Source organism: Bacteroidota bacterium (assembly GCA_016195025.1).
GTDB lineage: Bacteria > Bacteroidota > Bacteroidia > Palsa-948 > Palsa-948 > Palsa-948.
Genome location: JACQAL010000072.1, coordinates 29,821 through 55,207, shown reverse-complemented (window position 1 = coordinate 55,207; position 25,387 = coordinate 29,821). Strand labels below are relative to the sequence as shown.

The window sequence follows — 25,387 nt, the reverse complement described above, 5'->3', positions numbered from 1 at the left end:
TAAGGGCTCTTTGCGCTGGTGTTGCCGCAACTATCTTTCACAGCAAGTTTATATCTCCAGGAAGTAACATTCGGGTCGCCATTGGCGGCATAGAGTGTGCGCACGGTATCAATGAACCAACTCAGCGAATCGTACGGAACTTTTCCGATTAATCCATACGCATTGTTTGCCGTGTCGCGGTAAATTAAAAAAGTATCGCCAAGCACATATGTGGTTTTATCCCACACAATCAAATTATTTTTGGAAATAGAATCCACTGTGATTAAACAAATCGAAGGAGGAGCAGGATTTGAATTAGTAATTGTTACGGAAGCGGAACTTGTGCATCCATTATTATCAGTTACTGTAACACTGTACGTTCCTGATAAAAAAGTATTGGGGTTGGGAATTACTTCCCCGTTGCTCCACAAATAAGTATAAGGAGCAACTCCTCCTGAGGGAGTTACCGCTGCGCTTCCATCCGGATTTCCGCAGGAAGCGTTAGCCACAACAGAAACACTTGCCGACAAAATAGCGGGCTGAGTGATGCTGACAGTTTTTGTTGCAGTGCATGAATTGGCATCGGTAATTGTTATAGAATAATTTCCGGCCGCAAGATTTGTAAATTGATTACCGGGTAAAATGGAATAAGTATATGGAAATGTTCCGCCCGATGCAGTGGTGGATATACTGCCGTTGTTTCCAGCGAAGCATAAAACATTTGTTACGGTAGTTGAAAGAGAAAGAGCCGCAGGCTGAGTAATGCTTACTGTTTGCTGCGCACTGCAGCCATTTGCATCGGTAACCTGAATAGTATTTGTTCCCTGCGAAAGTCCGGTGACCGCAGAAGTGGTTTGCCCGTTAGGCATCCATGAATAAGTATAGGGTGAAACTCCGCTTGAAACAGAAACCACTGCGCTGCCATTGTTTCCCCCGCTGCAGGAAACACTTTGAGAAGAAACAGAAAGCACAGGAAGCGCGTTCACATTTACACTTGCAACGGCTGTGTTTGTGCAGGCATTCGTGTTTGTGCCGGTTACAGAATAAGAAGATAAAGTTGTTGGCGAAACAACAATTGAACTTGTTGTCTGGCTGGTGTTCCACGAATATGAATTTGCTCCTGAAGCGGAAAGGGTGACGGAAGTTCCAGCGCACACAGTAGTAGCACTTGCGTTAACAGTAATATTTGGACCAAGGCAATATCTGAATATGGTGCCGACATTGCTTGTTCCACCCTGAAAAGTCATTCCGTACAAAACTCCTCCACCGGAAAGAAGAGAGCCGTAAGGGATGCTTCCGTTTGCTGTGCCCGAGAAATTTAGCAGTTTCGAAAAGCCCGTTCCATCCGTTTGTATTTTAAAAAGCGATCCTAAACTATTTGTGCCTCCGTTAGAGGTCATTCCATACAAAATGCCTCCGTCAAAAACAAGATTTGCCGTAGGTTTATCTCCATTGGTTCCATTGAAATCAAATAAATCGGAATAGCCGGTGCCATCGGTTCTTATTTTAAAAATGTTTCCATGAACTGGAGAGCCGCCATAATAGGTCATTCCATACATATAAGTTCCGTCATAAACGAGAGAGCCGTTAGGATCATATCCATTCGCTCCGTACATATCCAGCAGTTTGGAAAAGCCGGTGCCATCGGGTTTTATTTTGAATACGGTTCCATCATTGCTTGTACCACCCGTATTGGTCATTGCGTTGAAATATATTCCGTCAGAGGTAAGAGAGCCGAAGGGATAACTACCATTTGAAGAGCCAGCGAAATCAAGGAGGTCAGTATATCCAGTGCCATCGGGTTTTATTTTGAAGACGACTCCTAAATCGTTTGCCCCGCCCCGTCTTGCCATTCCATAGAGATAAGTTGTTCCGTCACTAATCAAATCACCCGCTGGATAAGAGCCGTTTGTGCCTGCGAAATCGAGAATTTTAAAATAGCCGGTACCATCGGTTCTTATTTTGAAAATTGTTCCAAGATTATTTGCCCCTCCATCTTCTGTCATTCCATATAAATAATTACCGTCATACAGAAGAGAGCCCTTGGGGTAAGCACCATCCTGAACATTGTATCCGAAATAATATATGTTGGTATATCCTGTTCCATCAGGTTTTATTTTAAAGATGGCACCCTGATTGCCCGCGCCTCCAATATAGGTCATTCCATACAGATAGGTTCCATCAGAAATAAGAGAACCCATTGGCTCGCTTCCATTTGCGGTGCCTGTGAAATCAAAGAGTTTGGTGTATTGCGCATTTGCAATTCCGCAAGCCGCAATAAATAAAATGGAGAGCAGCAGCGGAAGAAACTCACGGCAACAGCGAATACTGAACAATCGAACAATCGAACAATCGAAAGACGAATGAAAGTTTATGAGAAGTTTGTTCGAATGTTCGTAAATCGATTGTTCGAATGTTCGTACTTCTGTATTTAAAAGAGAGGGGTGACGAAGTCGGGGTGAGTTAGTTTTGGAAAGAGGGAGAGTTCTTAAAAGAGTAAAAAGTTTTTTCATCGTTATATATATTTTAGAAAAGAACGGCTAAAGATAAAAGAAAAAAAATAGCAGGAGCGGGAATAATTTCAACAGGTACGGATAACGAATAACTGCGAATCTTCGAATGAATACAAGGGCTGTTATTCGCTCCGAACAAAGTTAACTCGTCTCCGACTTGTCGGAGCGGTGCCGTATTCCATCGGACAGATTCGTAACGATTAGTTATCCGCACCCGCAAACTATTTTTTCTTTTGTTTATGGAATTATTTATGGAGGCGCATCTTCCCGCTAAACAATTAAAAACAATCAGTAACGCTGGCGAGCATAAACGCAAAAACAAAATGAAAAAGAAAACCATGACCGCAGGAGAATTATCAAGGATAATTATCCTGCTTGCAGCAACCAAAAAGAACCTCCCGAAAATCGTAGTGCTCAGCGACATCAGTTTGCTCACGGTAACCGATGCGGTGAGCGAAGTAAAAGGCGTTGTATTTACAGGCGATGCCGATGCCACCAATCCGCCCGTGCCCGATGGCACTGCGCATGCGCAAGCAGATACGCTGCTCAACATTCATACCAAGCGGCAAACCGTTCCGCCCACCGCCACGGCTGCCCAGGAAACCGAGCAGCGCAACATTGTAAATGAAACCTACCGCCTCAATGCCGTGTATGCGCAGGGAGTGGCGCGCGCGGTGGCGAAAGCGCAAGGCGATGTGAATGCAGGAATTGCTGTGGTGCTTCGCCTCGGACTTAAACTCAAAAGCAAAAACACCGGCACCAAACCCGATTTCGGACAAATTAAATCAGGACCCGGCACGCTTCACCTGCATGCAAAGAAAATGGAGAAGAGTAAAACAGAAGCGCACCTGTGGCAGTATGCAGGGGTTCCCAATAACAAAACCGTGCCCGCTGCCGCTCAACTGAAAACAAGAGTTACTCCGCAAACCGATGTTATTTTCAGCGACCTCGACAGCGGAGCCCTCGTAGCCGCCCGCCATGCCAGCATAGGAACGGCACGCAAGGGCAAGAGCCAGAAAACGCATCATACTACGAAGACCTCTGAAAAAAGCGTTTCTTCCTCTTCGGAAATCTCCGGTCATCATGTTTTCAGCGATAAAATGGATGACCCTTACACCTGGACGGCTTTTGAATACTTCTCCGTAGGGTAATAAGTGAGTGGAACGGCTTCTGTTAAGCCGGAAGTACCGCTCGTTAAATGAGAAGTACCGATGGTCTTAACAGAAGTACCGATTGTTAAGCCAAAAGTACCGATGGTCTTAACAGAAGTACTGATGGTTAAGCCAAAAGTACCGATGGTCTTAACAGAAGTACCGATTGTTAAGCCCGAAGTACCGATGGTTAAATGAGGAGTGTCTTCTCATTTAACAGAAGTACCTTTGGTTAAGCCGGAAGTACCGATTGTTAAACCGGAAGTATCTTCTGTTAAGCCAACGGTGCGCTTTTTACCCTCCGATAAATCGGAGAGCTATTGTCTGCACTTAATTGCCCCGACCTTCAGGTCGGGGATTAGAATGAAAAGCAAAAATGGACTTTAGTCCCAATAATCTTGTTTTTGTATTAAATAGGACTTACGCAAAACGGTGTCATTCCGAGCGAAGCGAGGAATCTCCTTTGTGCCAAACATACGAGATTTCTCCCTATGGTCGAAATGACAATACTCACTAAACTTCTGCGTAAGTCCTATTAAAAATATTTTCATATGCATACTGAAGCAACCCGGGCTACCGAAGGTATACTTACAAGTAAAAAATAATTTCTATACTTGACGGCATGAAACAATTCTTAAAAGATGCGCTGCGGTTTGCCGGATGGGTTTTCTTTGGCGTATTTTGCCTGCTCACGCTGGTGTGTTTCCTGGTTGCAGAATGGAAACTTGGAATACTGTTAGCAGTTCCTGCTCTGGGCATCCTGTTTTTATTCTGGCGTTTGAAGATGTTTCAGGTGGGAACGAATTTTTTCAGGCAACTGCTTATCTTTACCGGGTGGGTTTTGTTTGTGGTTTTTCTCCTGGTATCCTTGAATTTTTTCCGGTACGGGAACATTATTCAGGGTGTTAGTTTAGTGCTGCTCTCGCTCGCATGCCTGCCTCCGTTCACCAAAGCCATTATCAGCCGCGAGACAAGAACCGCGCTGGCAAAATCGTTTTCAGAAGGAATGGCTTCCATAAAAAAAGATATTGTGTCGCTGCCCGCTGCTATTTATCACGCGCCAAAAAACATTTTGCAAAGCATAAAACGGGGCGAGTTTAAAAATTTATCCCTCCTTGGATTTATCATCGCTAATAATCTTGTTCCGCTGGCGGGCATTGTATATTATAATTGGAATCCGATGGGAATTGTGCTGCTTTATTTTTTCGAAGTTTTCATAATCGGGTTTTTCAACATAATAAAAATCATTATCGTTTGCAGAGATTCGTGGTTGCTCCTGCTTTTTAATCTCGTTGTATTTTGCGTAACTTATTTCACCTTCCTGATTGTAATCGGTTATTCTTTTTTCCTTAATCTACTCAATTCAATAATCGGCTCGCCACATCTTGTAGATAGTATGCCAAACATCATATATCTCTATTGGATGGGTGTTGCCCTATTTATACAGCACTTGATTTTTCTGATTCAATATATTATTTCCGAAAACGACAATACCGTTAGTGACACGCAATCACAATTATTTGCTCCGCTAAAACATATACATGTGCTCATAATTTGCGTAGCGCTTGGAGGATTTGCAAGTATAGAAACAACAGGAAGCGGGAATGCAATGGTAGTGATTTTGGTTCTTTCCAAATTAAGCGTTGACATCTACAACTGGCATTCGGATTCTAAAAGCAGGATGATACCTGCTGCTGCGATTACAAACGCTAACAAAAAATTATAATCATGCGCGCATTAAAGTTTATATTTCTTCTGCTCAATGTTGCCGGATTGGTCTGGGCTGCCTATAATGCAAGATGGGAATGTTGTCTTCAAATTGAAAACAAAACAATTTCCTGCATTGTGTATGACTGCCCTTTATGGCAACCTCCGCCAAAACCCGCTTACAAAGAATTCCAAAGCAGTGACGAACCTTTGCCTGATAATCCTAAGAACATTGAAATCTCCCGAGACATTCAATATGATTCAGTAGCATTATTTTATTTAATCGCCTTATGGATTTCTTCCGCGCTCATCGGGATTGTTTACCGCATTATTAGAATGGAAAGAAGAGACCGGCTTCTTCATATTATTTCATGGATTGGCTTGGGCGGAACAATCGGGACAATTGCAACCATTGTTCTTTGGCTGATTTTCGGAGGATGGGGACCGCCTGTTTTTTTTGGAATACTGGGATTATCAGCAGGGCTTGTAATTGGATTTGCAACATCATTTAAAACACCAGCGAAGTAAAACCTGTATGACACGAAATCTGAAACTTTATATTTCCGCAGCAAGCATACTGCTGTTGTTTACTTCTTTTCAGCAGGCGAATAGTATTTTAATTAAACCCGGGGAAGGAGCAGGAAATATAAAATTGAATGAATCAACACTGAAAGACCTTATCAAAGAATTTGGAAAAGGCAAAAAAAGAAAGTTTAAGGATTTTAAATTATGCTGCGATTATGCAACGTATGTCTATCATTATTACGACTACGAAAATCTGGGAGTGAAATTTTATTTCACTTCTTCCTATAAGCATTCTTCGCGAACTCTCTGGCGGATTACTCTTTACGGGAATTGCAAATTTCAAACCGCGGAAGGCATTCAGGTAAATAAATCAACGCGCAAAGATATTTATAAAATATACGGACCGCCCAAAGAAGGATACGGGTACAACGATGTTCTTTATAAGGATAAGGGAATTGCCTTTTTCATACAATATAATAAAGACAAAAGATTTGCCAACTACATGACACCTGCGGACACCGATACGCTGAAAGAAATTTATATCATCCGCATTAAAAAAGAAAAGTAATAATCCTCCCACTGGCGCTCTTGCAGGTATTCTTAAACGGTTTATCTTTGCTGACAATCCCCAATTAGCCACAAGCGCAAAAAATAAATTTAATAGAAATGAAAACATATGTATTGATTTTATCATTTGCAATCGTAACAAACTTGCTTTTTGGACAGCCACTTCCTTCGGAGTATTTTTCCTTTATAAAAAAAGCGGACTCTTTATACAAAGCGAAGGACTATAAAAATTCTGCTCTTGCTTATTCTTCAGCATTTAAATCATATGGATGGAAAGCAACACCTGAAGATAGGTACAACGCAGCTCGTTCATGGGCTTTAGCAAATAATGCTGACAGTGCTTTTTATTGTCTTGAACGCTTGGTAAAAAAGAATTTATTCACAAATTCTGATCGAATGGTAAAGGAAGGAGATTTTAATCCGCTGCATTCCGACAAACGCTGGGATTCTCTACTTGCTCTTTTAAAAGACAACAAAGGATTCAATTTTGGATTTGAAAAAAATATTAATAAGGGTGACCTCCCTATCCCATGGTTTCAATGGGGAACGCATGACTATGTTTTCAGAGTAGACTCTACTGTAAAACATGGTGGGAAGTATTCTATGCTGATGGAACCTACTGAAGACATAACACAAAAATCCTTTGGTTGTGTAGCGTATGCTATTCCTGCAGATTATGAGGGAAAAGAAATTGAAGTAAAGGCATATGTTAAAATGGAAAATGTTGAAAGAGGAATAGGACTCATGTTGAGAATTGATGGAAAAGAACTAAATAAATCATTGGGGTTTGATAACATGATGTATAAAAATATAATCGGTACAAAGGATTGGACACTATATTCCGTTAAGCTTCTTCTGCCAAAAGAAGCAGTTACAATTTATATTGGTACAATTCTATCAGGAACAGGAAAACTTTGGTCAGACGATTTTCAAGTTTTGATTGATGGGAAAGACATTAGCGAAACTGTTTTAAAAAAACATTAACAATTACCTGCGTAAAGCAAAGATCTTCCTTCGTGCTTGAGTAAGTCCACAATATCCCCCTCCCACATACAAAAGATTTGGGAATAAGTCCCGATGGCTATCGGGATTACGATTAAGGATTTTAAATCCCAAATCCTAATTCCTTAATCCTTAATTTTTCTCAGAGGAGGGCTTTCTTGTTTTTCAGAGTGCGGGACAAAAGCAATATCCAAGGTCAAATCCAGCGCATGGGAAACTCTGACAATGGATTTTATTCCGTAATGCTTTATTGACAGGGAATTTTCGAGACGGCTTATATTCACCTTTGATTTTTTCGTGAGTTGATTAACCGAAAGTCCTTTTTTAATTCGCGCGGCACGGAAGGTTGCCGGTGGATGTGTCATTTCCATTTCTCCTTTAATGTACCTTTCAGGAATATTATTTTCGCGCAGGAGTTTTTCATATTCTTTGGGAGTGATGCCTTTTATTTTTTTTGCTTTTTTATATGTCTCCTCAACCATGCGAAAATACATTTTCATTTCTTTGAATTGTTCTGGAGTTAACATTTTCTTTAGCAATTTATTTTTCATGATGCAAAGGAAGCAATAATTTTAATTTGTTCCCTCGTCTTGCAGGAATTCTTAAACTGTTTATCTTTGCGGAAACGCACTCAACTTTAAAACCAAAACACAATGAAAAAATATTTTCTCTTCCTGTTCCTCATTTCATTTTCATTCACCTGCTTTGCGCAGCAAGCAAACTGGAGTTGGCAGATGGGTTCGGGCGGAGGAAAAAAACATAAAAAGTATTCTAAAGATGAACTGAACAAAGTGCTGGACATTAAATCCTATCCTGATTATGAAAAAGACAATGCGCGGTTAAAAGAAATTAATCGTGAATATTACAATCACGGAAATTATCTGAACGATTTAACGAAACCCGCAAACGATTTTCAAAAAGCATGTGAAGACACCGCAGCGCTCGCAAAAAAATACCGCGATTACTGGAACGCTTCGCTTGATTACAATAACATGCCGGGAGAGATGTACAATATGTATAACGAAACGCAAGCCAAAATGAATGACTTTAAAAAGTATATGGCACAAAATTATTCCGGCACCGATGTGTTGGCAAAAAAAGAAATAGAAAAAATAATATCTGAAACAGAAGAATCGGCAAAGAGCAAGCATAACATCACTGCAAGCCGGTTTGGCGGAGAATATTCCAACATTGATTTTTACATTGCCGCCATTCGCATGCTCAAAGGAACGAACGATGCCACCGCAATGAATCTGCAAACGCAGGCAGAGGATTCAAAGAAAAAAATCGAAACCATGAACGCGGAAGTGAACCAGAAATACGAAGCGGAGCAGCAAGCCGATAAAAAGGAACGGGAGGAAAAAGAAAAAAAAGAGTTTGAAGAAAAAGCCGCCAGCACTAAATGCCCGAAAGAAATTTATGCCGGTGCCGACAAAGAAACACTGCGAAAAAATTTAACGGCTGCATGGAAAACGGACATGGAGTGTAAAGATTATAAACTCTTAAAAGTTATTTTTCATTCCGCCAACTGGGAGAAGAAAAAAGGAACACAGTATGAAAGAAATGCAAATAATACAAATGAAATAACCGGAACCGATTTTAATTATTCTTTTCTTGAAGTTATGGTTGTTTTTCAAATGCCTGACGATGCTCCCGAAATAGCCAATATGTTTGAAGCCGAAGTAGCAAAAGATAATATCAATAAAACAGTGGCGTATAATTTCATTTGCCGCAAGGTGGATTCGTTTGAGCCCATTTTAACCAAAAATGTGAAATAAGAAAAAGCCATAGGGGTTTATACTTAGCGCACCAAACTCGCCCCGATAAACCTGCCCCGACTTGTCGGAGGTCGGAATAACCGGTTTTATTTTAGCAGAGTCACATTTCCTTTTTTGTTCACTTCATCTCCGTTATCAAAGCGGGCATACATATAATAGGTAAAGACACCGGATTGCATCAGCGTCCCATTGTACATTCCATCCCACATAAATGCGGCATCAGCGGTAGTAAACACTTTTTCTCCCCATCGGTCATACACAACCATTTTGAATTCTTTCACGCATAAAATATTTCCGAAGTAAACGCGGAAGAAATCATTTTCATTATCTGTATTGGGAGAAAAAGCGTTGGGCACATAAATCCCTTTGCAGGGAATTTCAACATTGATGGTTATACAGGAACTATCGGAACAACCGTTCGCATCTGTAATCAAAATGCAATAGGTTGTAGTTTCAGTTAGAGTTGCAACAGCGTTCGCACAAGAAATGCAGGACAATCCAGTTGAAGGACTCCACGCATAAGTATAGGAAGGATTTCCTCCACTCGCACTAGTAGAAATTGTTATGCTTTGCCCTGATGTAATGTTTGCATTTCCTGAAATGGAAATTGTGGGAAGTGTTGGTCCCGCAACTGAAACCGTTTGCGTTGCCGTGCAGCCGTTATTGTCTGTGATTGTTACGGAATAGATTTGAGAAGTGAGATTTGAGATTTGAGAAGTTGTTCCGCCATTGCTCCATGAATAAGTAAACGGGCTTGTTCCTCCGCTTGCATTTGCAGTCGCGCTTCCATTCGGTGAAACACAACTTGTGTTTGCAGTTGAAGAAGGGGAAACAGAAATAGCATTGGGCTGCGTGAGCATTACGGTTTGTGTTGACGAACATCCTGAATTATCTGTTACAGTAACAGAATAATTTCCTGCGGAAAGATTGGTGGCAACGGAAGTTGTCTGCCCGCTGCTCCATGAAAAAGTATAAGGAGAACTTCCTCCGTTCACCGTTGCTGTTGCAGTCCCGTTTGTTCCCGCGTTGCACAAGGGATTTGAAAAAGTAGCGGTAACTGTTGGCGCGCCAATCGCGCTCACGGAAACAGTTGCAGTTGCCGTGCATCCTGAATTATCCGTTACGGTAACAGAATAATTTCCTGCGGAAAGATTGGTGGCGGCAGAAGTGGTTGCGCCCGATGACCAATTATAGGTATAAGGAGAATTTCCTCCGCTCACCGTTGCAGTTGCGCTTCCTGTAGGAGAAGAACAACTTGCAGGAGATGATGATACAGCAACTGTCGGAGATGCGGCTGCGGTAATGGTGGCAGTGGATGAAACACTGCATCCGTTGGCATCGGTAATTGTTACGGTGTAATTTCCTGCAGCAAGCCCGGTAGCAGTTTGCGCGGTTTGCGAATTACTCCACTGAAAAGTATAAGGCGAACTTCCTCCCGTTGCGGTTGCAGTGGCGCTTCCATTCGGAGAAGAACAGGCGGCAGAGGTTGCAGTTACGCTTGCCGATAATTGCGCATAAGGAAGCGGAGGACCGCAAGTGAATTTGGCAGAGAACGAATTGTAAGTTCCGGTTAGAGGAAGGGAATTTGAACCGATGATTAAAGGATTCTTCGCGTAGTCACCGGCAAGAAACATTTGCCCGAAAGAATCCGTGGCAATGTCCATGATGTTATCGTAATCGGGCACACCGTTGTCGAGCGAAGTGGCGCAGAGAACATTTCCTGAAACATCGTATTCGGCAATGAACATGGGGTCGGATGCGCCTGTTTTGAAAAGCGTGTTCGTTCCAATGGTGATGGAAGGAGAAGTGAAAGTTCCGGTGAGGTAAACTCCCTTCAATGTGTCAACGGCAATGCTCGCGCCATTTTAATTTCCCGATGCGCTTCCGCCTGACTTCGCCCACTGCGCTGCGCCCGCTGAATTATATTTCGCTATGAAATAATCATAGGTCATGGGGAAAGAGGTCTGCGAATTGAAGAGCGTATCGGTTCCGAAAATAATATAAGGAGAACTATATTGTCCGCCCACATAAATATTTCCCGGAGCGTCCGTTGCAACTGTCTGTCCGATTTCAGTGGGACCGCTTGCGTTGTTCGGAATTCCTTTTGTTGACCAGAGGTCTGAGCCGGTTGACGCATCGTATTTCACGAGAAACATATCGCTGTTGAAAGTAGAATTGACGAGAGAAGTGTTTCCGAAGTTGATAGTGGTCATGTGCGAGCCGGTTACATATACATTTCCAAAATTATCTGCCGCGATGGAATTTCCAAAATCATTTTGTGTTCCCTGCGCGCTTTTCGCCCACACCATATTTCCCGCAGCATCGTACTTCACCACGAAAACTTCATAGGGAACTCCGCTTGACGAAGCATTTACAAGTGTAGTGGGAGCAAAAGTGATATTCGTAGTGGCGAACCAGCCGGTGATGTAGGAATTGCCCGCGGCATCGGTGGAAACGCAATGCCCCTGATTATCCACAAGTGTTCCGGGAGGAATTGGCGCGCTGCCCGAAGAATTTTTCGCCCACTGCACAACGCCTGCCGGATTGCATTTCACCAGGAAAACATTCGGGTTGGTTCCGCCCGGTGTGAGCGTGACTGAACCGAAGTTTGCCGTGCCTTCAATGTATCCGGTTACAAAAACATTTCCGCTGGCATCGGTGGCAACCGACCAGCTTGCATCGTAACTCGCGCCTCCGAAACTTTTCGCCCAGAGCACATTTCCGCAGGGAGAATATTTTACAAGGAAAATATCTCGGTTGCCCGCAGAAGTAACGGTGGTTGTTCCGAAAGTGATGGAGCCGCCATCAAAAAAACCGGTAACATAAACATTTCCCGAACCGTCCACCGCAACGCCCGTTGCCAGTTGAACGCTGCTGCCCGAACTTGCACGCGCCCAGTACCAGTTTTGGGAATTTACAATGCGTGAAAGAAAAATAACGGATAAGAGTAAAAATAATTTTTTCATTGTTTACCATTCAACTAAAACAAAACTGTTGTCACCTGATTTGTTCCACTAACTCCTATTCCGGTCTACCAAAATATGAGTATTCTACCTCCTGCGCCATTCCCGCCAGAAGAAGAACAACCACCACAAGCACCAACAGAGCCACCACCGCCAGCGCCTGCATTTGCAGCAGCATTAGTTCCTGAATTATTATAATACGCCCCGTTTCCTCCGCCATATCCTCCACCACCACCGCCACCGTTGCATAACGTGCTAAGAGGTGCACCTCCTGAGCCACCTTCGCCCCCGCCATTGAGCCCGGGCATATAAGGCGAAGCAGTGCTACCGCCACCGCTGCCTCCGTTACCCAGGGTGGTATTCAAATATCCCCCGCTTCCTATTCCGCCAGCGCCACCTATTGCGTTGAGTGTTGCTGAACCACCGGTGGCTGAAATAGTAAATGCTGCACCCGTAAGTGTTGTTGTTCCACCACCACCACCAGCCGATCCGCCTGTACCAACAGTAGAAGTATAAACATTAGTCGGGGTTACCGTAAATATACCTTCAGCATAACCACCTCCGCCTCCGCCTGCACCACCAAGGGTGGCACCAGTGCAGCTACATCCTCCGCCTCCGCCTCCCCATACCACTACCTTAACGGTTGTAACGCCAGCTGGTACAGTAAATGAGCCGGGAGTTCCTGTTCCCAGCGTTCCGCTGGTTGCTGTTGCTGTAGTATAACCATCAGCCCTGTAATACAGTTGCCAGTTGGTAAAACAATTTCCGCCTCCACCGGCAGCCCATTGGGGAGCATTCCCTGCGCCTTGTGAAGTAAGCACCTGCCCGCTGGCGCCAGGTCCGTTATTGGCAGCAGCCATAAACTTCCAGCCGGTAGTAGAACAGCCGCTGGAGCAGTAGTAATATAAGCCCACCCCGTTGCCGTTTGTCATGGCGGCATTGGTGTTATACACAATGAGTCCGTTAGCGGGCGAAGCAACGGTGGCTACATCGGTGATGCTTGCAAGCGAAACATGGGGGCAGAGAAAGCCCTTGGTGTCTCCTCCTGCGGTTAGGTTGGCATTTTCTCCTACTTCAAGCAAGGCAGAAGAGTTTGCCGGATTGCCTGTGGTGTTAATGCTGATGTTTTGTGAAATCACCGAAAAGCGGATTGATACGAAAAATACAAAAAGGAAAAAGAAGCGAAGGAGTCCCGAGAAATGCGGGATCAGTCCGTTGGCTGATAAAAGTTTCTTCATTGTGATTTATTTGTTAAGAATTATTTTTTTATTTGCTGTTCCTTGCTTTGTTTTGAGTTGCAGAAAATAAATTCCTCACTACTGTTGTACTACCGTAAAATACCAATTCATTGATGCCATATCAATCGCTCCCGCAGAAGTATTTTTAAATTTAACTTCCACAGTGCCTGCTGCCGATACTCTGCAGTAACATATAATTAGTCCGTCTGTTAAAGCAGTTGCGGGTGATACAAAAACTGCCGAGTTGGTTTGCGCATTTGTAACAGTAAATGTTTGAGCCAAAGATGCCGCGGTTGCAATACTTGGTAAATCTAATACAACAGTTGCATTTATAACATTGGTAATTGTAGTTCCGCTGCTCCCTAATTTTGTAGTTCCGTTTACAAACAATGTATTTGATAAGGTACTGCTTAAAATGCTAACCTGCCCTGTATTAAAATCACCGTAGATAAGAGGAGTGGTGCCGCTGCCGCCTGAATTGTACGATTGAATAAATAATTTATTAGAAGGGCTTGTTGTAGTATAACCGGCTCCATAGCCAAGAAATACATTTGAATTGCCAGCGTTGACGGCTTTACCTGCCCATGCCCCTATGGCGGCATTATACTGTCCGGTGATGCTGCCGGTACCTTGCAGCGCGAACTCTCCGCAGGCAGTATTATATCCTCCGGTGTTGGCATAGAAAAGCGCCTGGTCTCCTACTGCTGTATTCGCATTAGAGGAGATAGTGGATGAACCATATAGCGCCTGATAGCCCACAGCGGTATTGTAGAATCCGGTCTGGTTGTAATAAAGCGCTCCTCCCGAACCGGTAGTTCCCCCTCCGATGGCGGTATTATTGTATCCGGTGGTGTTGTAATACATCGCATAGTCGCCTACGGCAACATTGCCATAACCGGTACTGACACCCGGATTATTACTATACATGGAATAATTTCCTATTGCAACATTATTCGTATTGGTCATATTGCTTCCTGTTTGAGAATATAATGCAAGATATCCCAACGCGGTATTATAACTTTCCGCAGTGTTATTATAAAGCGACCACACGCCAAGGGAAGTATTGTAACTTCCTGTGGTATTAGATAAAAGTGAAGAACTGCCGATGCCGATATCAGATGCTCCGCTGGTAAGATTATATAATGAACGATAACCAATGCCGATATTATCATTGGCGCTTACAGCAGGCCATGTGTTGCCAAACATTGCCTGATATCCTATTCCAATATTATAACTTCCATTTACGCAGGATGCGCTGCCGTTCACTGCCTGATATCCTAACGCAGTATTACTGTTTCCGCTTACGGCATACATGGCTCCGCTTCCCACCGCAGTGTTGAAACTAACCGGATTGCACAAGGTCATTATTCCATTTCCAATAACGGTGTTGTCGGTGCCGGTGGCAATAGAGCCAATCCAAAAACCAGCGCCTGCTCCTATAGCAGTATTTCTGGCAGCAGTGGTTCCCATTGCTTGCATTGCCCCATCTCCCATAACAGTATTGTAGCCGCCCGTGTTGTTAGTTATTCCTGCCCGAAACCCCAAAAATGTATTTGAAAAATTTCCTCCGACTCCGGCATCAGATTCAATTCTACCTGCGTTGGTATTCCACACTCTGAAACTTAAAGGCACATCATCGGTGGTGCCAAGAAAATTTGTTCCGTCCAGTGTGCCGGCATTACCAAGAAGCAGCCAGGCATTGCCTCCTCCTGCTCCGGTATTAAATCGCACCCACTTTGTTCCGTCCCAGTAATAATAGCCGGGCGTAACATCGTTCACCGTTGCATTGTTGTAAACCATTAAACTTGTTACAATGCCTGCACCGATGGGGGCATTGGAAGTGGTGATGGTTAAGTTTACACGAGGAATGAGCAGTCCTAAAACATCTGGCGTTGCTAATGTTCCTTTGCCGATTTCAACCAATGCAGAAGGATCAGCCGCTACACCCGTGGTGTTGATGCCGATGTTTTGTGAAATCACCGAAAAGCGGATTGATACGAAAAATACAAAAAGGAAAAAGAAGCGAAGGAGTCCCGCGAAATGCGGGATCAGTCCGTTGGCTGATAAAAGTTTTTTCATGGCAAGAAATTTTTTTTAGGTTCCTGTTAAAAAAGCAACAGGGTAAAGATAGAAAGATTGGCGGGAGTAAAAAATTTTCAGAAGAGAAATTTAATAACGGAACTAAAGCATCTTTTTAACCGCAGAGGGAGCGGAGAATCCAGTAACCTTTGAGTGGAACTGGCGCATTTCTGAAATTGCTTAAGGATAAAAATATAAACTCATTCTCTGGAACAATTATAACAAAAGGTTCGAGTTCTTCTATTTTACTAAAGACAAATGCCCCATCATTCTCTCAGATTTTTTCGGAAAACATTGCGTGGTATAATTTATTTTCCAAACGTAAACGTCTTCCTGCGAAACTTCCTGTCCATCTTTTTTTAGAGTATAATGCCCGCCTTGAATGATTCCATCCCACCCTTTGTTCACATCATCTGAAGCAAAAATTAAATTTCCCCATCGGTCAAAAATATTCATATTGAAAGAAACAATTCCTTCTCCCTTCGCCAGAAAAATTTCATTCAGATGGTCGCCATTCGGTGTGAATGCGTTGGGAACATACAATGTTCCTTCTCCTCCGGGCATTCCGTGAATGTTTGCAATGGCTGTTGCCGCGCAATTGCCGAACATTGCGGTAACATAATAAGTGCCGGCAGTATCGGTAGAAATTGTTTGTGTTGTATTTCCGGTTGACCAATAATAAGAAGTGGCTCCACTCCCCGGGTCAAGAACAATGGGCGAAGTAGTGCAAAGCGAAGAATCAAAAAGAGAAATGCCGGGAGCAGAAAAAGTATTTACTGTATCCATCGCAAGACAATTTCCAAAAGCAACAATCACCCAATAATTTCCAACGGAAGAAATATTAATTGTCTGTGTGGTTTCGCCTGTACTCCACACATAACTTGCTCCGGTATTGCCTGCGTTGAGCGTAAGATTTTGTCCGTCACAAAGTGTTTGATTATTTCCAAGAGAAACGGAAGGCGCAGGATTGACAGTTACTGTTGCCTTGGCAGTATCGGCACACGAGCCGATGGAAACAACCACCGAATAATTTGAAGTGGCAGTGGGCGAAACGATGATGGAAGAATTTGTATTGCCGGTATTCCACAAATAATTTCCTCCACCGCTTGCAGTGAGCGCTGCGCTTTGCCCTGAACAAATGGTGGCTGATATGGCGGAAGCAATTGGAGGAGGAGAAACTGAAACTGTTACGGATGCGGAACCGGAACAGCCGCTTGCATTCGTTCCCACAACTATATAAGTAGTTGTGGAAGGAGGATTAACAGAAATTGGATTTGAGGTTGAACCATTACTCCACGAATAACTTGTTCCCCCACTGGCAGTAAGCGTTGCAGCACCGCCAATACAAATAGTTGTATTCGGAACAGTAACAGTCGGCAATGGATTCACCGTTACCATTGCAGAAGCAGTATCCGTGCATCCGTTCGTTGTAACAATTACTGAATAGGTTGTGCTTGATGCAGGAGAAATGATAATGGATGAATTTGTATTTCCGTTCGTCCACCAATACGTTCCGCCTCCCGTTGCGGAAATAGTTGCCGATTGTCCCGCGCAGATTGTGGGATTTGGTCCTGCAGTGGCTGTGATTCCTGTTGATGGCGCAACCGAAACTGTTTGAATGGCTGAACATCCGCCCGCATCGGTAACCGTTACGGTATAATTTCCTGCTGCAAGATTTGAAATGGCAGAACTTGTTCCTCCTGATGGCGACCAACTGTATGTGTAAGGAGCCGTTCCGGTAGTAACGGTTACGCTTGCCGAGCCGTTATTGTTTCCACAGGTGGTTGGAGACGCAGTTGCAGTTGCCACCACAATACTTCCTCCGGTGATTACAACAGTTTGTGTGGAGACAGGAAAGCAATTGCTTGTGACTGTTACAGTATAATTTCCCGGACATAAATTTGAAATCGCAGTAGTGGTTTGCCCTCCGGGCGCCCAAGAATATGAAAACACTGGCGGAGCACCGCAGGTTACAGTTGCGGTTGCAACAACATTTGCAGTTCCGTTGCAAGCACTGCATCCTGATGATGGGGTGGATGAAACCGTTACAGAATATGTTGTGCTGCTCGTTGCAACTGTATTATTTATTTCCGTTACAAATCCTTTTCCGCTGGCGTATAATTTATTGTTCGGAGCGAGGTGTAAATCATAAACTGTATCGGGAAGATTGTAAGTGTTGATAAGATTGAAAGATAAATCATAAACTTTAATTGCTTTTCCTACTCCCACATAAGTGTTGTCGCATTCATCCACATCAAGCCCTCCCCAATGAATTTCAATTGCACCGCTATTAAACCAACAGCTACTGTAAGATGGCGCTGTGGACGAAACATGTGCGGAAGCAACCAATGCGCCTGAGTTTTTATCCCATCTGCAAATCGAGTCGCTGTCATATGTATAAACATAAGTCGGGCTCACGGCAATTCCGTTATAGCCGTTTGAACAACCAGCGCCATTGCAGGGACCGCCAACATTCGGAGTAGCTTTGTACAGCGCGCTATATGCTTCTGCAAATTTATGCTGCGTGGGAATATTCCATACAGAAGATAATCCAGCCATTGCCATTTTTACCAACCGGCATTTATTGCCGGTATACGTATTATAGTCAGTAAGAATATATCCATATTGGCAGCAACTATATTTATCTATTGCTAACAATTGCACATCCACTCCATCAATAGTGCTTACCACCGAAGTTTGATTAACTACTGTATTAAGGTTTAAATCAAACACCACGGCTTGCGTGTTATCAAAGCCCGAAGAATTCGGAAGACCGCCTGTGCCGCACACAATTGTCTGATTGCAATCATTAAATTCCAATCGCTGAAATTCAAACACTGCTTTTTTATTTGTAGTGTTATTATAGAAAACACTTTTCATTAACATTCCATTAGTTGAAATTTGCATTATCGTAGGATAACCCGAATTGCCAGCCCATTGTTCAGCCACATAACAGTTGCCTGTATTTTTATCCACAGTAAAATCTCCGAAATCATTTTGATAACTCGCAATACTCGTTGCGCTGTATATCCATTGTAACGCTCCCGCGCTATTGAACTTCGCCAGTTGATGGGGAGTGCTCGCAGCAGCGCCCGCACCGTACGCATACACATTTCCCGCATTGTCATACGCCACTTCATATGCTTTATTGTTCGTGTTGAAAGTGGGATTGGTTGTCCAAGGGTCAATGATAATAGTTTGGAGTTTGAGGTTTAGAGTTTGGAGTTTGAACGAAACGATGTTACCTGCCAATTCAAAAGACGAACCAATCTTTTCACCATTTTCATAATAAGAAACAGGAGCGTGGTCAATGAAATTTCCGAAGGAAGATTTAATAGTAATGTTTCCCGAAGCATCGGAAGAAATTTTGCCGCTCCATTTCATTTTTACATCCGAAGGATTTGCACCGGGATGAAGAATCAAAGAATACTTCACACCTTCTTTTCCTTCAGGAAATTCATACACTGCATCAATGTTTGGATAAAGATTTTTGTAAATAATTTTTTTGTATGCGCTTGCTTTTGTATTTTTTCCATACGAGTAATAAAATGAAACCGGCTCCTCGCTGATAGTTTGGACATTGGGGTTCGCATTCAGCCATTCTACAGAAAGATAATGGGGAATTTGTTTAATCATTGACTCTTCTTCTACATATTTATTTTTCTTTGCTGGTGTTTCTATTTTTTCTTTTTCTTCTTCCGTCATTGGAACTAATTCAACATACTTGTAAATTAATCCGTTTGATTTGAAAAACAAACCAACTCCGCCTTGGGAAGAAGCAAACAATATTTTTTTTGATTCGCTGTCAAACTGCCCTTTGTTTTCTATGAAAACCTTTTGATTGCAAGGATTGGCATTCCAAGTATTATTTTTTGCGAAGACATACAAACTCGCAAAAAACAACAATGTCGGCAGAAAAAAATATTTTTTCATTGCAATAGTTGTTCTCATGTATTATTATTAAGCAAATATTCCATACAAAAGAGAAGGATTCGTCAATAGTATATTTCTTGTTTTACTGTAATTAATTCTCTTTATTAATTTGCTGGTTGCTTTTTTCTTTTTAGCAGCAGAAAACGTTTTTGTCTGGTTGTCTTTGGTTGTTTTCATAACACAAATTTGATAACAATACTGATAAAAACAAAATAAAATATGTGATATTATTAATTACCCAATTTTACAATATAAATGAGATTTTGATTCTAAACATAGGGTATTTATTAGGAGATTTCATTAAAAACCCATCACTATTATAATTGATGGATGTGAAAGAAAAAACGCTCTTATAAACAGGACTAAAGGTTAATAAACTTTTTGGCAATTTCTTTTTTGTTGAAATCTGCTTTTATTATATAGAGTCCTTTGGCTATATTATTTAATTCCATTTTGAAAAAAATAGAACCTTTCTGCCCCTGCAAATTTTCCTCTTTGATGATTCTTCCCTGTAAATCAACTATGGAAATTTTTATATCAGAATTTTCAGGAGTGACCAGCGTGCCTTTCAATTCATCCTCAGAGAAAAAATTTTGCAAAATCAGATTCCATTCATCAGGTAAGGAGCAGTTCACCGAAATCGGTCCGTAATAATTATTTCTGCCGTCATAGTCAGTTTGTTTGAGGCGATAGAAATTGGCTGATTGGTTGATTGACTGATTGGTTGAATAGGGAGTTTCATCTGTGAAAGAATAATTTTTTTCTGTGGAAGAATTTCCTGCGCCTTTTATTTTTCCAATCGGTTCAAAATTTTTTCCTTCTGAACTTTTTTCAATTTCAAAATAATCATTATTGATTTCGGAAGCGGTTGACCAATCACAAACTACGGTTCCGTTTTTGCACGCAGCATTAAAAGAAATAAGTTCAACCTGCAAAATTGTGGCAACACAACTTCCCGGGCTTCCCACTACCTGAACTTGTTTCCATCTGCATTGCGTACAACCAACATCGTTTCCTGTTGTTCCATCGCCTAACTGACCATCTGCATTGTATCCCACAGAATAGAGAATTTTAGTAGTGCCGTTATAAAAAAGAGAAGTGCTGTTGCCTCTTGATGCCGCAACTTGTGTGATGCCGCTCAAAAGAGAAGGCGAGCCGAGCTGCACAGGACTTTTTTTTGTTGCAGTAGTTCCGGTTGCTAATTGTCCGTATGTATTAGTTCCTGAACCCCAAACAGTATTGTCATTGCGGACAAAAAGAGAATAACCGCTGCCTGCTGCAATATCAATCCATGTTCCAGCAGGAAGATCATTACATTGCATGGGTGTGGGTGTATTCATAATTGCTAATAATGAGCCGGCAGCATAACTTGTAGGAGTTGTTCCTATAGCAGTAAACTCGCAGCAGCTTGTATTAATGGTTCCGTAAATACTTCCTGCCACATTGCTGAAATTATCTCCTGCATTATAAGTTTTAATAGAATACTGTGCTCCGATAACCAATGCTCCTGAAGTAATGGATGCAAGGGCTAAATTTCCATTCCTATCGTACGGAACAAGGAATCCGCAAGTGGAAGAAACTCCATTATCACCGCAAGCCCAAACCGTGCCGTCATTTTTTAGAAAGAGTGTGTGAGCAGCACCCACGATAATCTTTGTAACAGTAGCGGTTATTGAAACCTGAATAGGCGATGTTCTTGGGCTTGTAGTCGTTCCATCTCCTAACTGGCCGGATGAATTATTTCCCCAGCCGTAAACAGTTCCATCACTTTTAATAGCAAAAGATTGATATGCTCCTGCAAAAATATTTGTAATACCTGTTAAAAAACCCACACCTCCAACTCCTACTACTTGCTTGGGTGCCCACTCGCAATTAGTACTAACGCAGGTGCAGGGGCTGGAGATGCAGGACGCAGAGATATCTCCGGTGCCTAATTCACCATCGGCATTTCGCCCTAATCCCCAAACCGTTCCGTCATTTCTTAGAAGAAGGCAGTGGTCTTGGTCTTGCCCGCAAGCAATATCAGTATATGTATTTCCCGCTCCTATTTGTATGGGAGTATTTTGCTGTGTAGTATTGCCTGTGCCTAATTGACCAACATCATTTGCTCCGCAGCCATATACGGTGCCATCATTCATAAGAAAAAAAGTGGTTTCTTTTCCGGCAGCCACTTTTGTAACCGTTTTTCCTGCGGGAAGAACAACTGCAGTAGGTGTAGCAATTGGATTGGCTGTTCCTCCGTACCCAATTCTTCCTGTTCCGCCATTTCCCCAGCCGCATGCACCGTTAGGCGCAGCAATAACCGAGTGCATATATCCTCCAACAGCAATCGATGTTTGAGCAAAGCACACATAGCTGAAAAGAAAAAAATAAAAAGTGAATTCCGATATAATCAGGATGCAGAGCCATAAATATTTTTTCATTGCATAAAAATTGATTTAATGTTGTATAATAATTTTTCCCGAAGAAGTTTTATTTTCCGTTTCTATTTTATAGAAGTAAACTCCGCTTGACAATTTATTTTCATTTTCATCTTTTATGTTCCAAATGATTTGCCTTGTTCCTCCGCTTTGATTTTCAGAAAGAGATTTTATTTTTTTTCCAAGTTCGTCATAAAAATTAATTTTCACAATAGAAGGATAATCTAAATAATACTGAAAAGCTATTTCCCGTGAAGTAGGATTCGGAAAAGCGTAGCAGGAAAAATTGGAAGTAGGAATTTCACTCATGGCAGTTGGAGGATTAAGCAATGTATCAAGAGAAATATTTTCATCGCCCGACTGATAAGGCAAATACTGAAATGCAACCAAAAACATTTCATCAGTGGTTTGTTCACCTGCGACTACCAATTGAGGCGGAGAGTTCGGATTATTCGGATTGTTTACTGTGTTATCATATAGCCCGCGTGAATGAAGTGTGCTTCCAGCCGGAAGTTTTATTATTTTTTTGAAACTGTAAAAATCCTGCCAGTGAAAATTCCAATTATTAATTTTTACAAACTTGGTGGTGTCATTCATCGGACCGACTGAATACGATTCAATTTCTTTCCCTATCAGATGCATGTGCGGAAAAACCGAGAGCAAGGAATAATCCACAGGAGTTGTGGTTGTGTCAGGATAGCGTGCGGTATAAATTTTTGTGGAATCGGGAGGAATGGCGAGGTTCCAATTGCCGAGCAAAAAATCAGCGTAAATTTCTCTTATTCCGCTTGTGTTTAAAGGATAGAAAAAAATATTTACAGAGGTGCTGTCCTGCTGTCCTGCCGTGTTTCTCGGGTAATGAATCTGCGCCCGGATAGTGGCACCGGCTGAAAGTCGCATTCCCATTTTCACATTTGCTCCGTTCGGAAAAATAGCGGGTGTTGCACCGGGGACATACACACTTAGGATTTTTGTAGTCGATAAATTACATGAAGTATCTACGGTTGGAATCATAACTGTATTCACCGTGTCTTCAAAAACCACTACGTGATGAACAATCTGTTTATTACCGGGAATAACTTCAATTGCCCTGATAAATCTGTCCTGTGGAAAATTTGTAGGCAAGGAAAAACACTGATACTTATCGTTGGTTGACGCAACACTTGTATAGAGAGGAATCGTCAACTTTAAATCAGGAGTTCCAAGAAAAGAACCATTGTTGTAAACAGGAGGAGTTGGAGCAAGAGAAAGATTTCCTGAAGGCACTCCGTTATTCACCCATGTTACAATTGTATTTATTTCCTGCTGAGACAACACCCGCTCATGAACGTAATGTCTGTAGGTTGTATCAGGAACCCACGGGGGCATTTTCCCGCTCTGTACATCTGCCTGAATGAGAGAAGTCCAGGGCTGAGCGTCTGTATAAGTTATCAAAGGGAACGGAGCAATTCCTCCCGAGTGATGACAGCTTGTGCATTTGTTATATAATATAGGAGCAACATTCTGCGCCCAGTCAGGTGACTGAGAAAAACTTTGAAGCGCTCCGAGATAAAAACTCAGAATTGAAACTGCGGAAATAGTTTTTGTAAAATTCATTACTGAACAATAAGTTTTGTTCTTTCAATTTTATTTTCAGAACGAAGCTCTATGAAATACATTCCCGAAGATAAATTTTCTCTTTGAATTGCCAAGGGAAACTGACTGATATTTGAAAAACTCTTGACCAGGTTGCCTGTAACATCAAAAATGCTGACAGAACAGTCTTTCATTTCAGAAATGATTGTCGCTGATGTATTCATCGGATTTGGAAAAACAAACAGCGCTGCTTCTTTCTGTTCTTCATTCACTGCAGTAATACCTGTTAGCTTAACATTATCCAGATAAAGCAAGTTAGACCAGTTGGGTCTATCTTCAAAGCGCAACATTACTTTAGGTTGTCCAACAAGACTGGAAAGATTTATGGTTTCTGTTTTCCATTGCGCAGAACTGCTTGGAATAAACCAGGAGTTCGTTGTGCTTCCTGTTGAACTTAATTGCATTCCACCTTTATATAAAAGTTGAGTCCATGTGCTTCCGCAGCTGGTGGAATAAAAAACTACAAGCGTATCGCCATAAATTCCCTGCGCGTCCTGATACGGAACATACGCGTAGTCATAAGTGAGAATGGCATTTCCAGCATTTGTAAAATCATATTCAGCAGTGTAAATGGAATATCTTCTTCCTGTCTTATCAAATGTCCAGTTGTCAAATTTTATGCAGGCGCTGCTTCCGTTCGCGCCAATGCCAGTAACCTTCTGCCATTTCCAAACTTTATCTGTGCCAGACTGTTTCCATCCAACAGGAGGATATGCTGCGTTTTCAAATCCTTCAGAAAGAGAAACAGAGCCGTTGGTGAGCGAAGTAAAATTTCTCAGCGATGCATCGTTGGAAGGAACCGCATCTGTTTGTCCGTTCGGAGAAGAAGTGTAAGCATTGAAAGTGTGCGAACCGAGTGCAACTGACTGCGATGGAAGCGTTACAGAAGTTTTTTCCAATCGCTTTAAATTCCCCGACCAGTTATACGTTTGTATTGGTCCGCCATCTATCTGATAATTTATCACCACTGAAGTAAGATTGTTCGCTCCTTTGTTCTGAATTTTTATCACGGGAGAAAAACTTGTTGAGCACTCTTCGTCAAACGGAGTTACGATATCAGAAATGCCCGCGTCATTGTTCGCGTAGGTAGAAACATTTGCATTAATATAGTTGTAATTGTTGAAAATGTATGCGCTGCTTGGCGCTCCGTGAGGCGCACCGAGTTCAATCTGCATGTTTGCCAGCGCTCCAGCAGAAAGAAACTGATTCATGCTTGCATCAAGTTGTCCATTCTCAATATAGCCGTCTTCTGAGCCGATTGAAATGCTTACCGGAATATATTTTCCGTTCTGATAAGGGTAGGTAAAAGAAGGGTCTTGATTATTTGCTTCCGCGAGCGACTGAACAGCCGGGCACCATAATTCAATTCCGCAGAAGCGGGAATAATTTATCAGACCATAACGGAGAGCCGCACGACCTCCGAGAGAAATTCCCTGCAAGTAAATTCCATTTGCGTCAATGTTATAATTATTCTTAGCAAGGTTCATCGCAATGGTGATGATGCTTGTATCGCAGGGATAAGTCCAGAAATCCGTGTTGGAGCCGTCACCGTTTGATGGCGCAACAACGATCGCATTATACACGGGCGAACTGGGAACACCTGCAACATTTTGCGCCAGGTAATTTCTGTAGTTCTGGCAATTATCTCCCAGCCCGTGAAGCCCGACAATTAATTTATACGGATTGGCGGGATTATAATTTGAAGGAACATAAAATGAAATAGGAAAGTTGGGATTTCCCGCAAAGTTCACCGTCATGTCAAATGAGCCGGTTTGCTGTGCAAACGCGGTGTGGAAGAAAAATAATCCCGATAAGATTACTAAGTAAATTTTTTTCATGTTGTATTTTTTAAAAGTTGTCCGACAAAGCTCCTCATTTTCATTCTCAAATCCAACAC

The 25,387-nt window shown here is 42.3% G+C and carries 17 protein-coding genes; 6 read left to right on the top strand and 11 right to left on the bottom strand.

The genetic code is table 11. The features are described from left to right. Nucleotides 1-2,315 (bottom strand): hypothetical protein (locus HY063_13990; protein MBI3502897.1); only part of this gene is annotated, 2,315 nt, incomplete at its 3' end. A gap of 500 nt (nucleotides 2,316-2,815) precedes the next feature. Here HY063_13990 and HY063_13985 point away from each other — a divergent pair. The 5 genes from HY063_13985 (at nucleotide 2,816) to HY063_13965 (ending at nucleotide 7,426) form a co-directional block, all read left to right on the top strand. Further along, nucleotides 2,816-3,643, top strand: coding sequence for a hypothetical protein (locus tag HY063_13985; GenBank protein ID MBI3502896.1), 828 nt, complete (start codon nucleotides 2,816-2,818; stop codon nucleotides 3,641-3,643). Nucleotides 3,644-4,265: 622 nt separating this feature from the next. Continuing rightward, complete coding sequence (locus HY063_13980) at nucleotides 4,266-5,369, top strand: hypothetical protein (GenBank protein ID MBI3502895.1); 1,104 nt, start codon at nucleotides 4,266-4,268, stop codon at nucleotides 5,367-5,369. Nucleotides 5,370-5,371: 2 nt separating this feature from the next. Further along, nucleotides 5,372-5,878, top strand: coding sequence for a hypothetical protein (locus HY063_13975; GenBank protein MBI3502894.1), 507 nt, complete (start codon nucleotides 5,372-5,374; stop codon nucleotides 5,876-5,878). A gap of 7 nt (nucleotides 5,879-5,885) precedes the next feature. After that, nucleotides 5,886-6,443, top strand: a complete 558-nt coding sequence (locus HY063_13970) for a hypothetical protein (GenBank protein MBI3502893.1) — start codon at nucleotides 5,886-5,888, stop codon at nucleotides 6,441-6,443. A 98-nt stretch (nucleotides 6,444-6,541) separates the two neighbouring features. After that, on the top strand, nucleotides 6,542-7,426 hold the full coding sequence (locus HY063_13965) for a hypothetical protein (protein ID MBI3502892.1): 885 nt from the start codon (nucleotides 6,542-6,544) through the stop codon (nucleotides 7,424-7,426). Between the two features lie 143 nt (nucleotides 7,427-7,569). Here HY063_13965 and HY063_13960 read toward each other — a convergent pair whose 3' ends face one another. After that, entirely contained in the window at nucleotides 7,570-7,971 is a 402-nt protein-coding gene (locus HY063_13960) for a hypothetical protein (protein MBI3502891.1), read from the bottom strand. A 126-nt stretch (nucleotides 7,972-8,097) separates the two neighbouring features. Here HY063_13960 and HY063_13955 point away from each other — a divergent pair, with 126 nt between their 5' ends. Beyond that, on the top strand, nucleotides 8,098-9,222 hold the full coding sequence (locus HY063_13955; GenBank protein ID MBI3502890.1) for a hypothetical protein: 1,125 nt from the start codon (nucleotides 8,098-8,100) through the stop codon (nucleotides 9,220-9,222). An 86-nt stretch (nucleotides 9,223-9,308) separates the two neighbouring features. Here HY063_13955 and HY063_13950 read toward each other — a convergent pair whose 3' ends face one another. From HY063_13950 to HY063_13910, 9 genes are all read right to left on the bottom strand, one after another. Further along, a complete protein-coding gene (locus HY063_13950) occupies nucleotides 9,309-11,060 on the bottom strand; it encodes a gliding motility-associated C-terminal domain-containing protein (GenBank protein ID MBI3502889.1) in 1,752 nt (583 codons plus the stop codon). A 27-nt stretch (nucleotides 11,061-11,087) separates the two neighbouring features. Further along, nucleotides 11,088-12,188 carry an SBBP repeat-containing protein gene (locus HY063_13945; GenBank protein ID MBI3502888.1) on the bottom strand — a complete coding sequence of 367 codons (1,101 nt, stop codon included), beginning with the start codon at nucleotides 12,186-12,188 and terminating at the stop codon, nucleotides 11,088-11,090. 65 nt (nucleotides 12,189-12,253) lie between these two features. Continuing rightward, nucleotides 12,254-13,423 (bottom strand): hypothetical protein, encoded by a 1,170-nt coding sequence (locus tag HY063_13940; protein ID MBI3502887.1) that lies wholly within the window; start codon nucleotides 13,421-13,423, stop codon nucleotides 12,254-12,256. Nucleotides 13,424-13,501: 78 nt separating this feature from the next. Further along, nucleotides 13,502-15,502, bottom strand: a complete 2,001-nt coding sequence (locus tag HY063_13935) for a hypothetical protein (protein ID MBI3502886.1) — start codon at nucleotides 15,500-15,502, stop codon at nucleotides 13,502-13,504. Nucleotides 15,503-15,742: 240 nt separating this feature from the next. After that, nucleotides 15,743-19,453 (bottom strand): gliding motility-associated C-terminal domain-containing protein, encoded by a 3,711-nt coding sequence (locus tag HY063_13930; protein ID MBI3502885.1) that lies wholly within the window; start codon nucleotides 19,451-19,453, stop codon nucleotides 15,743-15,745. A gap of 9 nt (nucleotides 19,454-19,462) precedes the next feature. Then, nucleotides 19,463-19,612: a hypothetical protein gene (locus HY063_13925; GenBank protein ID MBI3502884.1), complete on the bottom strand. Its 150-nt coding sequence runs from the start codon at nucleotides 19,610-19,612 to the stop codon at nucleotides 19,463-19,465. 185 nt (nucleotides 19,613-19,797) lie between these two features. Continuing rightward, nucleotides 19,798-21,858, bottom strand: a complete 2,061-nt coding sequence (locus tag HY063_13920) for a T9SS type A sorting domain-containing protein (protein ID MBI3502883.1) — start codon at nucleotides 21,856-21,858, stop codon at nucleotides 19,798-19,800. A 15-nt stretch (nucleotides 21,859-21,873) separates the two neighbouring features. Further along, nucleotides 21,874-23,451, bottom strand: coding sequence for a T9SS type A sorting domain-containing protein (locus HY063_13915; protein MBI3502882.1), 1,578 nt, complete (start codon nucleotides 23,449-23,451; stop codon nucleotides 21,874-21,876). Further along, nucleotides 23,451-25,328 (bottom strand): T9SS type A sorting domain-containing protein, encoded by a 1,878-nt coding sequence (locus tag HY063_13910; protein MBI3502881.1) that lies wholly within the window; start codon nucleotides 25,326-25,328, stop codon nucleotides 23,451-23,453. The genes HY063_13915 and HY063_13910 overlap by 1 nt, the downstream gene beginning before the upstream one ends. Nucleotides 25,329-25,387: the final 59 nt, after the last annotated feature.

Bases quoted from the DNA above. Each gene is read 5' to 3' on its own strand.
- HY063_13985 (MBI3502896.1), top strand. From the start codon at position 2,816: ATGAAAAAGAAAACCATGACCGCAGGAGAATTATCAAGGATAATTATC.
- HY063_13980 (MBI3502895.1), top strand. From the start codon at position 4,266: ATGAAACAATTCTTAAAAGATGCGCTGCGGTTTGCCGGATGGGTTTTC.
- HY063_13975 (MBI3502894.1), top strand. From the start codon at position 5,372: ATGCGCGCATTAAAGTTTATATTTCTTCTGCTCAATGTTGCCGGATTG.
- HY063_13970 (MBI3502893.1), top strand. From the start codon at position 5,886: ATGACACGAAATCTGAAACTTTATATTTCCGCAGCAAGCATACTGCTG.
- HY063_13965 (MBI3502892.1), top strand. From the start codon at position 6,542: ATGAAAACATATGTATTGATTTTATCATTTGCAATCGTAACAAACTTG.
- HY063_13960 (MBI3502891.1), bottom strand. From the start codon at position 7,971: ATGTTAACTCCAGAACAATTCAAAGAAATGAAAATGTATTTTCGCATG.
- HY063_13955 (MBI3502890.1), top strand. From the start codon at position 8,098: ATGAAAAAATATTTTCTCTTCCTGTTCCTCATTTCATTTTCATTCACC.
- HY063_13945 (MBI3502888.1), bottom strand. From the start codon at position 12,188: ATGAAAAAATTATTTTTACTCTTATCCGTTATTTTTCTTTCACGCATT.
- HY063_13940 (MBI3502887.1), bottom strand. From the start codon at position 13,423: ATGAAGAAACTTTTATCAGCCAACGGACTGATCCCGCATTTCTCGGGA.
- HY063_13935 (MBI3502886.1), bottom strand. From the start codon at position 15,502: ATGAAAAAACTTTTATCAGCCAACGGACTGATCCCGCATTTCGCGGGA.
- HY063_13930 (MBI3502885.1), bottom strand. From the start codon at position 19,453: ATGAGAACAACTATTGCAATGAAAAAATATTTTTTTCTGCCGACATTG.
- HY063_13925 (MBI3502884.1), bottom strand. From the start codon at position 19,612: ATGAAAACAACCAAAGACAACCAGACAAAAACGTTTTCTGCTGCTAAA.
- HY063_13920 (MBI3502883.1), bottom strand. From the start codon at position 21,858: ATGAAAAAATATTTATGGCTCTGCATCCTGATTATATCGGAATTCACT.
- HY063_13915 (MBI3502882.1), bottom strand. From the start codon at position 23,451: ATGAATTTTACAAAAACTATTTCCGCAGTTTCAATTCTGAGTTTTTAT.
- HY063_13910 (MBI3502881.1), bottom strand. From the start codon at position 25,328: ATGAAAAAAATTTACTTAGTAATCTTATCGGGATTATTTTTCTTCCAC.